This window comes from Amycolatopsis sp. NPDC049253 (assembly GCF_040678995.1).
Lineage (GTDB): Bacteria > Actinomycetota > Actinomycetes > Mycobacteriales > Pseudonocardiaceae > Amycolatopsis.
Genome location: NZ_JBFAQX010000035.1, coordinates 27,363 through 40,725, shown reverse-complemented (window position 1 = coordinate 40,725; position 13,363 = coordinate 27,363). Strand labels below are relative to the sequence as shown.

Genomic DNA, 13,363 nt, shown 5'->3' with positions numbered 1-13,363 from the left:
TTGTCGATCATTTATGGCTATCCGCCGGGCAGAAGCTACCCCACTTATGCCAAAAAATCTACATAACTTGTCTTGCTTTAACGCCTAACTGGTGCTGTGATCGTCGCCAGGCACGACGCAAAGGAGCACCGATGTCTTCAGCACGAGGGCGGACGAGAGTCCCGGTCCGATCGGCCGCCGCACTGGCGGCCGTGGTGGTGGCCGGTGGCGCGCTGACCGCCTGCGGTTCCGGCTCCGACGACAGTGGCGATGGCACGCTCACCGTCTGGAGCATGGAGAACCAGTCAGACCGGGTCGCGGCCGCGCAGCGGATCGCCGACCAGTTCACCGCCCAGAGCGGCGTGAAGGTGAAGATCGTCGGTTTGGACGAGGACCAGTTCAGCCAGCTGGTCACGTCCGCCGCGGCCGCGGGCAACCTGCCCGACGTCGTCGGCGGGCTCTCGCTCACCGGCGTCAACGAGATGGCCGTGAACGACCTCGTCGACACCGACGCCGCGGCGGCGGTGGTCAAGACGCTGGGCGCCGGCACCTTCTCGGCCCGCGCGTTGCAGATGGACGTCAGCGGCGGGAAGCAGCTCGCGGTCCCCTCCGACGGCTGGCCGCAGATGCTGGCCTACCGCAAGGACCTCTTCGCCAAGGCGGGCTTGCCGGCGCCCGACACGTTCGACAAGATCCGCCAGGCGGCGCAGAAGCTCAACTCGCCGAACGTCGCCGGCATCTCGATCGCGACCGACCCCGGCGACGCGTTCACCCAGCAGACCTTCGAGGACTTCGCGCTGGGCAACGGCTGCCAGCTGGTCGACCAGTCGGGGAAGGTGACACTCGAGAGCCCCGCGTGCGTCAACACCTTCTCCTTCTACAACGACCTCGTGCACAACTACTCCGTGCCCGGTGCCCAGAACGTCGACTCCACCCGCGCGACGTACTTCGCCGGCAAGGCCGCGATGACCGTCTGGTCTTCGTACCTGCTGCCCCAGCTCGCTGGGCTGCAGAAGGACGCGGCGCCGAGCTGCCCGCAGTGCCAGGCCGATCCGGAGTTCCTCGCGAAGAACACCGGGTTCGTCACCGCCATCAAGGGCCCCGACGGCTCGGCGGCGCAGAACTTCGGCGAGCTCGGCTCGTGGGTGATCACGCAGGGCGACCGGTCCGCCAACGCTCAGAAGTTCGTGAGCTACATGCTGGACCAGGGTTACGCCGGCTGGCTCGGGCTCGCGCCGCAGGGCAAGATCCCCGCGCGCACCGGCACGACCGCCGAAGCCGGCAAGTTCACCAAGGCGTGGGCGGGCCTGCAGGTCGGCACCGACACCAAGAAGCCGCTGTCCGCGGTGTACCCGGCCGATGTGATCCAGTCACTGCAGAGCAGCCTGGACAGCTTCCAGCAGTGGGGCATCCCGCAGGGCCAAGGCGGTCTGGCCGGCGCCTCGCTCGCCGAGCTGCCTGTGCCCAAGGCCGTCAGCGCCATGACCGGCGGCACCGTGGACCCGGCCGGAGCCGCCAAGCAGGCGAGCGCCGCGGTCCAGGACATCCAGAAAACACTGAAGTAGGGAAACGCGGATGACCTCGGCGCACACCGTCCGGAACCGGCCCGCCCCCGCGAAGCCGACCGGCCGGCCCCCACGGCGGCGGCGAGCGCTCACCCTGCGGCAGCAGGAGAGCAGGGCCGGGCTGGCCCTGCTCTCCCCGACCCTGATCATCGTGCTGGTGGTCGTGGTCCTGCCCGTGGTGTGGACGATCGTCCTGGCGTTCCAGCGACTGCGCCTGGCGACGTTGCAACGCGAAGGCATCTTCGGCCGCTTTACGCTGCAGAACTTCGCCAAGGTGCTCGGCTCCGCGGACATGTGGAGCTCACTCGGCACCACGCTGGTCTACACCATCGGCGGCACGGTGCTGTCGCTGGCGCTCGGCCTGGTCGCGGCACTGGCGCTGCGCAAACCGTTCCGCGGCCGGGCGTTCCTGCGCAGCGCGATGCTGCTGCCCTACGTCTCGCCGGTGGTGGCGGCCACCTTCGTCTGGGAGATCATGCTCAGCCCCCAGTTCGGTGTGGTGAACGCGTGGGGCAAGAGCATCTTCGGCTGGGACAAACCGGTGGCGTTCCTCAGCCAGGAGACCTCGACGTTGTCGCTCTTCGGCTGGCACGTGCACCTGCCCCTGGCCCTGCTGGTGGTCATCGCGTTCGAGGGCTGGCGCTACTTCCCCTTCACGTTCCTGTTCCTCATCGCCCGCCTGCAGGCCGTGCCGAAGGAGCTGGAGGAGGCCGCCCTCGTCGACGGCGCCACCCCCACACAGCGCTTCCGGCACATCCTGCTGCCGCAGCTGTACCCGGTGCTGGCCCTGCTGTCGGTGCTGCGGTTCATCCTCACCTTCAACAAGTTCGACGACGTCTACCTGCTCACCGGCGGTGGTGCCGGCACCGACGTGCTGAGCGTGCGGGTCTACGACTTCCTCACCGCGCAGTTCGACGTCGGCGGTGCGGCCGCCCAGGCACTGGTGCTCGCGGTGGTGCTGGTCGTGTTCCTGGTCGTCTACCTCAAGTTCTTCGCACCGGAGGATCGCGCGTGAACCGGATGACGTTCGAAACCCGGCTGTTCGGCGTGCTGCGCTGGGTCACGATCGTGTTCCTCGCGATCGCGACGCTGTTCCCCTTCTACTACATGGTGCTGCTTTCGGTGCGGTCGCAGGACTCGCTGCTGCAGCACCCGGGCGACATCCTGCCCAAGCTGTCGGACTTCACCGTCACCACCTACACGACGGTGCTCAAGTCGGTGGCCGCCGGCGGGGACGGGCTGCTGGAGCTGCTCGGCAACTCGGCACTGGTGGCGGTGGGCACGGTCATCGTCACCCTGGCGCTGTCCCTGCCGGGGGCGTACGCGGCCAGCCGGCTGCGCTTCGCCGGCCGCCGGCAGGTGCACTTCCTGTTCTTGGCCGTCTACCTGTTTCCGTCTATCCTGCTCGCGATCCCGCTGTTCGTGATCTTCAGCAAGGCGGGCCTTCGCGACTCTCTGGTGGGGCTGCTGGTGGTGTACGTCGCTCAGGCGCTGCCGGTGTCGATCTACATGCTGCGCAACTACCTCTCCACCATCCCCGAGAGCATCGAGGAAGCGGCGGCGATCGACGGCAACGGCCGGCTGGGCACCCTGTGGCGCGTGACGCTGCCGCTGGCGGCCCCGTCGATCGTGGCCACTGGTCTGTACGTTTTCATGATCGCGTGGAACGAGTTCCTCTTCGCCCTGCTGTTCCTCGTCGAGGACCGCTCGAAGTGGACGGTGTCGCTGGGTCTGTCGCAGCTGGCCGGAGGACTCGAGGTGCCGAAGACGGTGCTGATGGCCGGGTCGGTCGTGCTCACGATCCCGATCGTGATCCTGTTCTTCGCGGCGGAGCGGCTGCTCGCCGAAGGTCTCACCAGTGGCGCGGAAAAGGGGTAGAAGATCACTACAGTTGCACCGGTGACGATGTCTTCCGGGTACCTGCTCTGGCTGGTCCGCACGGGGAAAGCGCGCACGCGCGCCGATCTGCAGCAGCAGACGGGCCTGTCCCGCTCGACCGTGCAGCAGCGGCTGAAGCCGTTGTTCGACCGCGGCTACCTGCGATCCCACGGCACCGAGGACTCGACCGGGGGCCGCCCGTCGGTCCTGCTCGAGTTCACCGACGCCGGCGTGGTGCTCGTCGCCGACCTCGACACCGCGGACGCCCGGCTGGCCGTCGTCGACCTCGACGGCCGACGGCTGGCCGAGGAGCGGATCGCCCTCGACGTGGCCGCCGGGCCGGTTCCGGTCCTCGACGCGCTCGACGCCCGCTTCCACGTGCTGCTCGACCAGACGGGCCGGCCGCCGGGACAGGTGCGGGGCATCGGCGTCGGCGTGCCGGGGCCGGTCGAGTTCGAGACCGGAACCGTGCGCCAGCCGCCGATCATGCCCGGCTGGGATGGTTACTCGATCGCCGACCACTTCGCCGGGCGCTGGGGGGTGCCGGTCCTGGTCGACAACGACGCGAACATCATGGCGCTGGGCGAACACACGCAGCGGTACCCGGAGTCCTCGCCGCTGGTGCTCGTCAAGGTATCGGCCGGGATCGGCTCGGGACTGGTGTTCAACGGCGGCTTGCTGCGCGGTGTCGACGGCGGGGCCGGCGACATCGGGCACATCCGCCTGCCCGGGCACGACGACGCGGTGTGCATGTGCGGCTCCCGCGGCTGCCTCGCCGCCGTGGCGAGCGGCGGTGCGCTGGCGCGCCGGCTCACCGATCGCGGCGTGCCGACGCGGTCGAGCCGCGAGCTGGCCACCCACCTCGCGGCCGGGCGACCGGAGGCGGTGGAGCTCGCCCGCGAGGCGGGCCGGCTCGTCGGCGAGGTCCTGACGACGGTCGTGTGCATGGTGAACCCCGAGGTACTCGTGATCGCCGGCGACCTCGCCGACACACACTTCGTCACCGGCGTCCGCGAGGTCATCTACCAGAAGGCCCTCCCCCGGGCGACCAGGCACCTGCAGGTGACCAGCAGCGAACTCGGGGACTTCGCCGGCCTCTACGGCGCACAGGCGATGGTGCTCGACGCGGCCTACTCCCCCGCCGTCGTCGACGAGCGGCTGGCCCGGGAAGGAATGTCGTGACCGCAGCACCCGTCCGCGTGGGACTGGTCGGAGCCGGGCCGTGGGCGCACACGATGCATGCCCCGACCTTCGCCGCCGGCCCGGAAACCACGCTCACCGCCGTGTACGCGCGCCGAGCCGAGGCCGCCGCCGAACTCGCGGATGCCCACGGGGCGAAGGGAACCACCGACTTCGACGAATTGCTCGACGCGTGCGAGGCCGTCGCCTTCGCGGTCCGGCCCGACGTCCAGGCCGACCTCGCGCGTCGCGCGGCTCGCGCCGGCAAGGCTGTGCTGCTGGAAAAGCCGGTGGCACTGACGCTGCCGGCCGCGAGGGAACTCGCCGAAACCATCGACGAGGCGGGCGTGGTGAGCCAGCTGGTCCTCACCAAGCGGTACCACCCGGAGACCCGCCGGTTCGTCGAGCGGGCGAAGGCGTTCGGCGCCGTGGGGGCCCGCTCGTGCTACCTGCACGGCGCGTTCCTGGGCGGCGACCTGGCCACGGGCTGGCGCCTGGCGCACGGCGCGCTACCCGACCTCGGCCCGCACCTGCTCGACCTGCTCGAAACCACGCTCGGCCCCATCGCGGCGATCCGCGCGGCCGGCGACTCGACCCGGTGGATCGAACTGACCTGCGAGCACGAGAACGGCGCCGTCAGCCAGGCCTCGCTCTCCGGCGCGATCGGCCTCGACCGCGCACGGACGACCGTCGACCTGTTCGGCACCACCGGCACCGTGGCCTACGACACCGCCGCGATCGACCACACCGAAGCCTGGCCCGTCATCCGCGCCGAGTTCGCCGCCGCCGTGCGCACCGGCCGCTCGCACGACCTCGACGTGTGGCGCGGCGTCCGGCTCCAGGAACTGATCACGCAGGCCACCGAATCACTCCGGGTCGGCTTCTGACGTCCGACCTTTGGTGACCGTCCGAAGAGGACTGTCGTTGCCGAGCTGATCTTCCGGCCACCCGTCTTGGCCCCGGGGTGCCCGCAGCAAGGGGCTGAGTTCCTCACCACCTGCTCGCCTCAGAAGTGCTGAGCGAACTCGCGCGAATCAACCGGGCCACCGCGATCATCAGCGGCGCGGGTGCCCGCCCTTCTCACGCCTTACTTGACCGCTCATTCCACAACGGGGTACGGTCGCCTCGTGGCACGGACGAGAGAATTCGACACCGACGCGGCGATCGAGGCCGCCATGTCGGCGTTCCGGCAGGCAGGCTACGCGGGGACGTCGATCCAGGACCTCGTGGACGCCACCGGCGTCGGCCGGGGGTCGCTGTACGCGGCGTTCGGCAGCAAGGAAGGCCTCTACCTGGCCGTGCTCGACCGGTACCGAGAGCGGTACGCGGAGCCGATCGTCGGGCTGCTCAAGGAAGGCGCGAACGCCCGGGCCGTCATCCGCGAGGTGCTGGTGGGCGTGGTCGACGCGACCGTAGAGGACGGTAACCGTGAGGCTTGCCTCGTGGTGGGCGCGGCGACCGAGCTCGCGCACCGCGATCTCGTCGTGCGCGATCGCCTGCAGGGCACCATCCAGTCGCTCGAGGATGCCTTGTTCGAGCTGATCGTTCGCGGCCAGGCCGCCGGCGAGTTTTCCGCCGACCGCAGCGCCGCGACCACGGCACGGCTGCTCGTCACCACCATCCAGGGTCTCCGGGTCGTCGGCGCCATCCGGCCCGACCGCGCCACGCTCATGGCGACGGTGGACCTCGCCCTGACCTGCCTCTGCTGAGCCGGAAGTTCCCGAAAGGCAGCTGCAGCACGATCGTGTGCTCATTCAGGAACGATCGGTCAGTAAAGAAGGAGTGTGCTCACTCCGAGGGAACTCGAAGCCGCCGGCGACTCGCCTGAAAGGGCATCCCCTATCCGTCGACATGGGCAGGAGCCGGCCCGGAAACCCACCAACCCCAGCAACGTCAGAGGAGAAGCACCACCATGAATCAGATCGGCGTCGGCATCATCGGCGGCGGCACCACCGGCTGGGCCGCCATCAGCCACGTTCCCGCACTCACCGCCCTCCGGGGTTTCGCACTGCGGGCCGTGAGCACCTCTCGGCGCGAGTCCGCGGACGCGGCGGCCGAGGCGTTCGGCGTGAAGGGCTACGACAACCCTGAGGACCTCATCGCCGATCCGGACGTCGACATCGTCGTCGTCGCGGTCAAGGTCGCGCACCATCGTGAGCTGACGACCGCCGCGGTGGCCGCGGGCAAGACCGTTTTCACCGAGTGGCCGCTCGCGGCCGATCTCGAAAGCGCCGAGGAGCTCACCCGCCTCGCCGCCGCGAAGGGCGTCAAGACGATCGCCGGGCTGCAGGGCCGTTTCGCGCCCGAGGTGCGCTACGCCCGCGATCTGATCGCGGACGGGTATGTCGGCGACATCCTCGGCACCACACTCGTCGGCTCCGGCGCCGCGTGGGGGCCGACGGCCACCCGGGCGAACTCCTACTGGTACGACGACACGAAGGGCGTCACCACGTTCACCGTCCCGACCATGCACGCGCTCGATGCGGTCCATCACGTCGTCGGCGACTTCGCCGGCGTCACCGCAGACCTCGTGCGCCGCCGCGACCAAGTCACGGTCGCCGACGACGGCAGCCTCCTCACCGTCACCGCCCCCGACCACGTCGCGATCAGCGGCGTGCTCACCAGCGGCGCGGCGGCTTCGATCTACTACCGCGGCGGTGTCTCCCGCGGCGACAACCTGCGCTGGGAAATCAACGGCGCCGCCGGCGACCTCGTCCTGACCTCCTCGAACGGCAACTTCCAGGTCGCCGACCTCACCCTCTCCGGTGGCCGCGGCGCCGACACCACGGTGCACCCCCTGACGATCCCCAACGCCTACTACACCGACGTCCCGCGCGACCTCTCCGGACCGGCGCACAACGTCGCGCAGCTGTACGCGCAGCACGCCCGCGACCTCGCGGAGAACACCTCACTCGTCCCCGACTTCCGGCACGCACTCCACCGCCACCGCTTCATCGACGCCGTGAACCGCGCGGCCTCCACCGGCGTGCGCCAGCCCATCCCGGCCGGCGGAGTCACGCCGTGAAGGCAACCTGCGTCGTGGCGGCCCAGAAGTGCCCGCGCCACTAACAGACGACTTCGCCTCCGCTCTCGGCGCGGATCGTCGCGGATGAGGTCCTGCCCCTCGGCGGCAAGGAGATCGCCGCCGATCCTGTGCACGGCCCCGTCGCCGGAGAGGTGCGAATGCGGCGTCCGTGTGCGATGACGGTTTCGGATCGGGAACGCAGCTCGGCGACGATCGCGGAGCCGATGGTGCCCGTCGCGCCGGTCACGAGGTATGTCACCGCGGCGTGCGCAGGTCGATCGTCGCGCCGGTGACGCAGCCGGAACCGGGGCCGGTGAGGAAGTCCGAGGTCGGCTGCAGATCCTTCGGCGAGTGGACCTTCATCGAGCCGACGCCAGAAGATCGGCCGCCGCCGTCGCGGCCTGCTTGGTCGCGGTGCGCACGTCGAGCGTCCGGTGCTCGCGCGACATCATCTCCACCCCCCACGGACCCCTGAAGCCGAGGCGCCGCAACGACTTCACGAAGGAAGCGACCTCGAAATCCCCCTCGCCGCAGTAGAGGCGGTTGTCGAAGGTGTCCTCGAACAGGGTTCCGGTCACCTCCCGGTGCCCGTCGTCGATCTCGACGGCGAAGACGTACTCCGGCGGGAGGATGCGCTCCAGGTCCGCATAGGACATCGCGCTGCGGTGGATGTGCCAGATGTCGACGAGCAGTCCACCCGCCGGATGCGCCACGTCGCGGACCAGCCGCGCGGCGGGCTCGATCGTCGGCATCATCGAGAAAGCGGCGGGCTCCAGGGCGATCCGCGCGCCCACCGCCTCGGCTTGCCGCGCCAGCGCGGCGAACTCCGCGCGCAGCACGTCCGGCTCGACGGTGTCACCGGCCTGCCCGGCGCCGGCCTTGATGTGCGAGGCACCCAGGGCTTCGGCGGCGCGCAGGAGATCGGCGCGCACCACGTCCGATCGTGAGCGCCGCTCCCCCGGACACCACCAGTCGTCGAGGTACTCCACCTCGACGGCCGTGATGCCGTGCCGCTCGAATTCCCTTGCGAGCGCGGGAAACCCCATGCCGTCACGCACCGCGACGAGGTCGGTGTGCGTGATCCCGAACCCGCTGAACCCCGCTTCGGCGGCGGCCGCGACCCGGTCCCGGATGTCGAACGGGCTCAGGTCGCCGTTGCGCAGCGGCATCACATCACCCGCGGAGGTCCAGCACGTGCTCAGCAAGGCATCGGGGTTCGGCATGGCGGAGAAGCTCTTTTCAGTCGGCGGTCACGGCTTTCCGAGAGGGTCGAGCTTGTCGACCAAGCGGTCCATGACGTTGCGGATGTGGGTGTCGACGGCTTCGCCCATCGCCCGGGTATCGCCTGCTTCCATGGCCTCGAGGATCGCCCGGTGCTCCTTGTACGCCAGCTCAGTGTGTTCGTGGAACTGACCGGCCCAGTTGATGGTGCGCTGGATGTGCCCGCGCAAGCGGTAGATGTGGTTGACGAGCAGGGGGTTGCCGCAGTTGAGCACGAACAGGTCGTGGAAGTCGAAGTCGGCGACGTTGAACGGTTCGAGGTCACCACGACCGATCGCCTCACCGATCATGTCCATGCGTTCGTGCATGGCGGCCAGCTTGTCGGGCGGAATCCGGGTGGCGGTCTCGGCCGCGGCCACCTCGAGGGCCCGGCGCACGGTGTAGACCTGCCGGACCAGTTCCACCGACAGCGCCGGAACCGTGAACCCCCGCGGCCCGGAGACGTCCAGCAGTCCCTCGTCCTGCAGCCGCCGGATCGCCTCCCGCAACGGGGAACGGCTGATCGAAAACCTCCGGGCGAGATCGTTTTCACTGAGCACGGAACCGGGTTCGAGTTCACCGGACACGACCCAGCGTTTCAACGTGGCGTAAGTCTGATCCGCCAGCGACGGCGCCCGCTTCGGCGCGTTCTCGTCGATCCGCATCGTTTCCCACTGCACCGTCGGCTCGCTCACGTGCACCCTCCCGTTCACCCCGGCTCTCGCCACGATTCTCACGGGGCGACCTCGGTAGCTCATGCCGGGCGTGTTGACACCTTCCTGGAGCCACTCTAGCGTAATCGGTCGACAGGCGACAGGCGCCCGTCGCCACGGCTCGCCAGACAGTCCCAGTGCTCGGTCGACAGGCGACCGGATTGGCGCCGAGTCCTGCTCGATCTCGGCAAAGGAGCCCAGATGAGAAACCTTCGTTCGCTGGCGGCGACGGTGATGAGCGTTCTGGCCGTTTCCGCCGGCCTGGTCGCGTGTGGCGGTGCTTCCGGCAGCAACGCGTCTGGCGTCACGATCGGTTATTCGACCTACACGCTGTCAAACCCCTTCTTCGCGGGGATGCAGAAGGGCCTGGACTCGGGGACCAAGAAGTACGGCTACAAGCTGGTCACCACCAACTCGAACGGCGACGCCGCCCAGCAGGTCACCGACATTCAGAACCTGATCAGCCGGGGCGTGAACTACCTCCTCCTGTCCCCCGCCGACGGCAAGGCGATCGCACCGGCCGTGTCCGCGGCCGACGCGGCGCACGTGCCGATCATCTCCATCGCCGACAGCGTGATCCCGCCGATCACCGCGACGATCACCATCGACGACGTCAAGGCCGGCAGCGACGCGGTCGACCGGATCGCCGCGGAACTGAAGGCCCGCAAGGGTTCCGCGACCGGGAAGGTCGTCGACATCCAGGGCATCCTGGGCACGCCGTCGGCGACGCGGCGCGAACAAGGATTCCGCACGCAGCTGGACCAGTACCCCGGCCTGCAGGTGGTGGCGGCTCAGGACGGCGGCTACGACACCGCCAAGTCGAACGCGCTGATGGTGGACATCCTCCAGGCGAATCCCCAGATCGACGCGGTGTTCGCGGCCAACGACGCCGAAGCGGTCGGCGTGTCGGCGGCGATCAAGTCACAGGGCCGGTTCAAGCCGGTAGGCGACCCCGGGCACATCATCGTGATCGGTGTGGACGGTTCCAAGCCGGCCATCGCGGACGTGCGCGCCGGCGTCCAGGACGCCAGCATCAGCCAGAACCCGATCAAGATGATGCAGAAGGCCGTGGACACCGTCGCCGATCTCGAGGCGCGCAAGTCCGTGCCGAAGCAGATCGATTGGCCCTCGGCGACCATCACCCGGGAAAGCATCGACTCATCCGAGGTCAAGAGCTACGGGATCTGGTCCGATGAGGTCTGATGTGCCCGTCCCGGTGGTGGAGTTCCGCGGGGTGTCGAAGTCCTACCCGGGCATCCGCGCTCTGCACGAGGTGTCCTTGACGCTCGCGCCGGGCACCGTCACCGCGCTCGCCGGGGAGAACGGCGCGGGCAAGTCCACCTTCATCAAGCTCCTGTCCGGCGCGGAAGCGGCGGACTCGGGCCGGATCCTGCTCCGCGGCGGCGATCTGCCCACCACGCCCGGGGCGGTGATCGACGCGGGTGTCAGCGTGATCTACCAGGAACTGACCGACGTCCCGGACATGAGCCTGCTCGACAACCTCGTGCTCGGCCGGCAGCCCTCCCGGCTGGGCGTGGTCCGGCGCGGCGCGGCCAAACGCGCCGCCCGGGCCGCGCTCGACCGCGTCGGGCTGGCCGACCTGCCGCTGGACCGGCCTGTGCGACAGCTTTCGCTGGCCCAGCGGCAGCTCACCGAGATCGCGCGGTGCCTCGCCCGCGACGCGAGCGTGCTGGTGTTCGACGAACCGACCTCCGCACTGTCCGAAAGCGACGCCCAAGGTCTGCTGGACACGATCACGGCGTTGCGCGCGCAGGGCATGGCCATCCTGTACGTCAGCCACCACCTCGACGAACTGTTCGAGATCGCCGACACGATCGCGGTGCTGCGTGACGGCGAGCTCGTCGGCGTCGGCCCGGTCGGAGAGTGGGACGAAGCCAAGCTCGTGCGGGCCATGCTCGCCAAGGACATGGCCCACGCCTACCCGTGGCGGGATCGGCCGGTGGGCGCCGAGCGGCTCGACGTCCGCGAGCTCGACGCGCCCGGCGTCAAACGGGCGACGCTGCAGGTCAAATCCGGCGAAATCGTGGGTCTGGTCGGCCTCGCGGGCGCCGGGCGCACCGAGCTCCTCAAGGCGCTGGCGGGTCTGTCCGTGCGCTCTCGCGGGAACGTCGAGGTAGACGGCCATCCCCTTCCCGCGCGAGCGCACGACGTGGTGCGCCACGGCGTGGTGTACGCGCCCGAGGATCGCAAGGCGGAAGGCCTGGTGCTCGACGCGTCGGTGGTGGACAACCTGTCCTACGGGGTGTACCGCTCGTTCACCCGGGCCGGCTGGCTGCGCCGTGGCCGGCAGGAACGCCTCGCCCGAGCGGCCATCGCCGGATTCGGTGTCAAGACCCGCGATCCCCGGCAACCGGCGGGCAAGCTTTCCGGCGGCAACCAGCAGAAGATCGTCCTCGCGCGAGCCGCCGCGCACACGCCCAAGGTCCTGCTCCTCGACGACCCCACCCGCGGCGTGGACGTGGGTGCGAAGGCGGGCATCCACGAGCACGTGCTGACGCTGGCCGAGTCCGGCGCCGCGGTACTGCTGACCAGTTCCGACACCGACGAGGTACTCGCGATGGCCGACCGCGTGTACGTGCTGCGCGCCGGGCGGGTGGTCGGCGAGCTGCGCCGGGCCGAGTTCGACCGGGAACGCGTGCTCCAGCTGGCCGCCGCCGGCTGACTCCCCCGACTCGCCTGTGAGAAACGGAAGGCCACCATGGTGATCACCACCTCCACGGAGAAGACGGCGGAAACCCGCAGGCCCGATCCACCCCCGCCGTCCGTGCTGCGCCGCATCGCCGGGCATCCCCGAACCCCGATCATCGTCGCGCTGGTGCTGGTCTGTGTGGCGATGGCGCTCCTGTCCGACAGCTTCCTGTCGAGCCGCAATTTCACGAACATCCTCACCCAGTCCACAGTGGTGGGTATCGCCGCCGTCGGCGCGACGCTGGTGATCATCACCGGCGGCATCGACCTGTCGGTCGGCGCAGGCGTCGCGCTGGCCGGCATGGTCGCCTCGCAGCTGGTCAACGGCGGGCTGGCCGGGTTCCTCGGCGTCGTGGCCTGCCTGATGATCGGCGCCGCGATCGGTGCGTTCAACGGGATTTCCGTCGCGTGGCTGCGCTTGGCGCCGTTCATCGTGACCCTCGCCGTGCTCGGGATGGGCCGGGGCCTGACCTTGCAGCTGAGTCAAGGCCAGAGCGTGTACGGACTGCCGAGCGGGCTCACCTGGCTCGGCGGCGCCACGATCGGCGCCGTCCCCGTCCCCGTGTTCCTCCTCGCCGCGATGTTCCTCATCGGGCACCTCGTGCTGTCCCGCACCACGCTCGGGCACCAGATCTACGCGGTCGGCGGCAACCGGCAGGCCGCCCGGCTGAGCGGAATCCCCGACAAGCGGGTGCTGTTCCAGGCCTACCTGATCGCCGGCGCGTGCGCGGGGCTGGCCGCGCTGGTTCTGGTGGGCCGGCTCGGCGCCGCCACCCCCACCGCGGGCACCGGCCTGGAGCTGCAGGTGATCGCCGCCGTCGTGATCGGCGGCACCAGCCTCTTCGGCGGCAAGGGCAGCATGGTCGGCACGCTCATCGGCGTCCTGCTCATCGGCGTCATCAACAACGGCCTGACCCTGCTCAACGTGAGCCCGTTCTGGGTCCAGTTCATCCAAGGCGCGCTGATCCTCGTGGCCGTGCTGCTGGACGCGTTCAACCAGCGGAGGCTCTCGGTGACCGATGCCTGATCCCCACCACATCCACCACTGGAGGCTT

General features: G+C 69.6%; 13 protein-coding genes. 10 read left to right on the top strand and 3 right to left on the bottom strand.

The genetic code is table 11. The features are described from left to right. Window positions 1-131: 131 nt before the first annotated feature. From AB0K15_RS41810 to AB0K15_RS41780, 7 genes are all read left to right on the top strand, one after another. Entirely contained in the window at window positions 132-1,544 is a 1,413-nt protein-coding gene (locus AB0K15_RS41810) for an extracellular solute-binding protein (RefSeq protein ID WP_364064494.1), read from the top strand. Between the two features lie 10 nt (window positions 1,545-1,554). Then, complete coding sequence (locus AB0K15_RS41805; RefSeq protein WP_364064489.1) at window positions 1,555-2,559, top strand: sugar ABC transporter permease; 1,005 nt, start codon at window positions 1,555-1,557, stop codon at window positions 2,557-2,559. 5 nt (window positions 2,560-2,564) lie between these two features. Beyond that, window positions 2,565-3,422: a carbohydrate ABC transporter permease gene (locus tag AB0K15_RS41800; RefSeq protein WP_364064484.1), complete on the top strand. Its 858-nt coding sequence runs from the start codon at window positions 2,565-2,567 to the stop codon at window positions 3,420-3,422. 27 nt (window positions 3,423-3,449) lie between these two features. Continuing rightward, on the top strand, window positions 3,450-4,604 hold the full coding sequence (locus AB0K15_RS41795; protein WP_364064698.1) for an ROK family transcriptional regulator: 1,155 nt from the start codon (window positions 3,450-3,452) through the stop codon (window positions 4,602-4,604). After that, window positions 4,601-5,488, top strand: coding sequence for a Gfo/Idh/MocA family oxidoreductase (locus tag AB0K15_RS41790; protein WP_364064481.1), 888 nt, complete (start codon window positions 4,601-4,603; stop codon window positions 5,486-5,488). The genes AB0K15_RS41795 and AB0K15_RS41790 overlap by 4 nt, the downstream gene beginning before the upstream one ends. 240 nt (window positions 5,489-5,728) lie before the next feature. Continuing rightward, window positions 5,729-6,310, top strand: coding sequence for a TetR/AcrR family transcriptional regulator (locus AB0K15_RS41785; protein WP_364064477.1), 582 nt, complete (start codon window positions 5,729-5,731; stop codon window positions 6,308-6,310). A gap of 203 nt (window positions 6,311-6,513) precedes the next feature. Beyond that, window positions 6,514-7,626 (top strand): Gfo/Idh/MocA family oxidoreductase, encoded by a 1,113-nt coding sequence (locus AB0K15_RS41780; protein ID WP_364064473.1) that lies wholly within the window; start codon window positions 6,514-6,516, stop codon window positions 7,624-7,626. A gap of 40 nt (window positions 7,627-7,666) precedes the next feature. Here the strand turns inward: AB0K15_RS41780 and AB0K15_RS41775 are convergent, their stop codons facing one another. From AB0K15_RS41775 to AB0K15_RS41765, 3 genes are all read right to left on the bottom strand, one after another. Then, window positions 7,667-7,873 carry a hypothetical protein gene (locus AB0K15_RS41775; RefSeq protein WP_364064470.1) on the bottom strand — a complete coding sequence of 69 codons (207 nt, stop codon included), beginning with the start codon at window positions 7,871-7,873 and terminating at the stop codon, window positions 7,667-7,669. Between the two features lie 112 nt (window positions 7,874-7,985). After that, on the bottom strand, window positions 7,986-8,849 hold the full coding sequence (locus AB0K15_RS41770) for a sugar phosphate isomerase/epimerase (RefSeq protein WP_364064463.1): 864 nt from the start codon (window positions 8,847-8,849) through the stop codon (window positions 7,986-7,988). A 27-nt stretch (window positions 8,850-8,876) separates the two neighbouring features. Further along, the gene (locus AB0K15_RS41765) at window positions 8,877-9,581 is read right to left on the bottom strand and encodes a GntR family transcriptional regulator (RefSeq protein ID WP_364064460.1); all 705 of its coding nucleotides are present in this window, start codon (window positions 9,579-9,581) and stop codon (window positions 8,877-8,879) included. A gap of 219 nt (window positions 9,582-9,800) precedes the next feature. Between AB0K15_RS41765 and AB0K15_RS41760 the strand changes: the two genes are divergently transcribed. Genes AB0K15_RS41760 through AB0K15_RS41750 form a run of 3 tightly spaced genes read left to right on the top strand, consistent with a single transcriptional unit; the run spans window position 9,801 to window position 13,335 of the window. Next, on the top strand, window positions 9,801-10,802 hold the full coding sequence (locus AB0K15_RS41760) for a sugar ABC transporter substrate-binding protein (RefSeq protein WP_364064457.1): 1,002 nt from the start codon (window positions 9,801-9,803) through the stop codon (window positions 10,800-10,802). After that, on the top strand, window positions 10,792-12,282 hold the full coding sequence (locus tag AB0K15_RS41755) for a sugar ABC transporter ATP-binding protein (protein WP_364064454.1): 1,491 nt from the start codon (window positions 10,792-10,794) through the stop codon (window positions 12,280-12,282). The genes AB0K15_RS41760 and AB0K15_RS41755 overlap by 11 nt, the downstream gene beginning before the upstream one ends. Window positions 12,283-12,318: 36 nt before the next feature. Continuing rightward, complete coding sequence (locus AB0K15_RS41750) at window positions 12,319-13,335, top strand: ABC transporter permease (protein ID WP_364064451.1); 1,017 nt, start codon at window positions 12,319-12,321, stop codon at window positions 13,333-13,335. Window positions 13,336-13,363: the final 28 nt, after the last annotated feature.

Excerpts from the sequence above, each read along its gene's own strand:
- AB0K15_RS41780 (WP_364064473.1), top strand. The coding sequence starts at position 6,514 with ATGAATCAGATCGGCGTCGGCATCATCGGCGGCGGCACCACCGGCTGG.
- AB0K15_RS41750 (WP_364064451.1), top strand. The coding sequence starts at position 12,319 with ATGGTGATCACCACCTCCACGGAGAAGACGGCGGAAACCCGCAGGCCC.
- AB0K15_RS41770 (WP_364064463.1), bottom strand. The coding sequence starts at position 8,849 with ATGCCGAACCCCGATGCCTTGCTGAGCACGTGCTGGACCTCCGCGGGT.
- AB0K15_RS41760 (WP_364064457.1), top strand. The coding sequence starts at position 9,801 with ATGAGAAACCTTCGTTCGCTGGCGGCGACGGTGATGAGCGTTCTGGCC.
- AB0K15_RS41795 (WP_364064698.1), top strand. The coding sequence starts at position 3,450 with ATGTCTTCCGGGTACCTGCTCTGGCTGGTCCGCACGGGGAAAGCGCGC.
- AB0K15_RS41810 (WP_364064494.1), top strand. The coding sequence starts at position 132 with ATGTCTTCAGCACGAGGGCGGACGAGAGTCCCGGTCCGATCGGCCGCC.
- AB0K15_RS41805 (WP_364064489.1), top strand. The coding sequence starts at position 1,555 with ATGACCTCGGCGCACACCGTCCGGAACCGGCCCGCCCCCGCGAAGCCG.
- AB0K15_RS41800 (WP_364064484.1), top strand. The coding sequence starts at position 2,565 with ATGACGTTCGAAACCCGGCTGTTCGGCGTGCTGCGCTGGGTCACGATC.
- AB0K15_RS41755 (WP_364064454.1), top strand. The coding sequence starts at position 10,792 with ATGAGGTCTGATGTGCCCGTCCCGGTGGTGGAGTTCCGCGGGGTGTCG.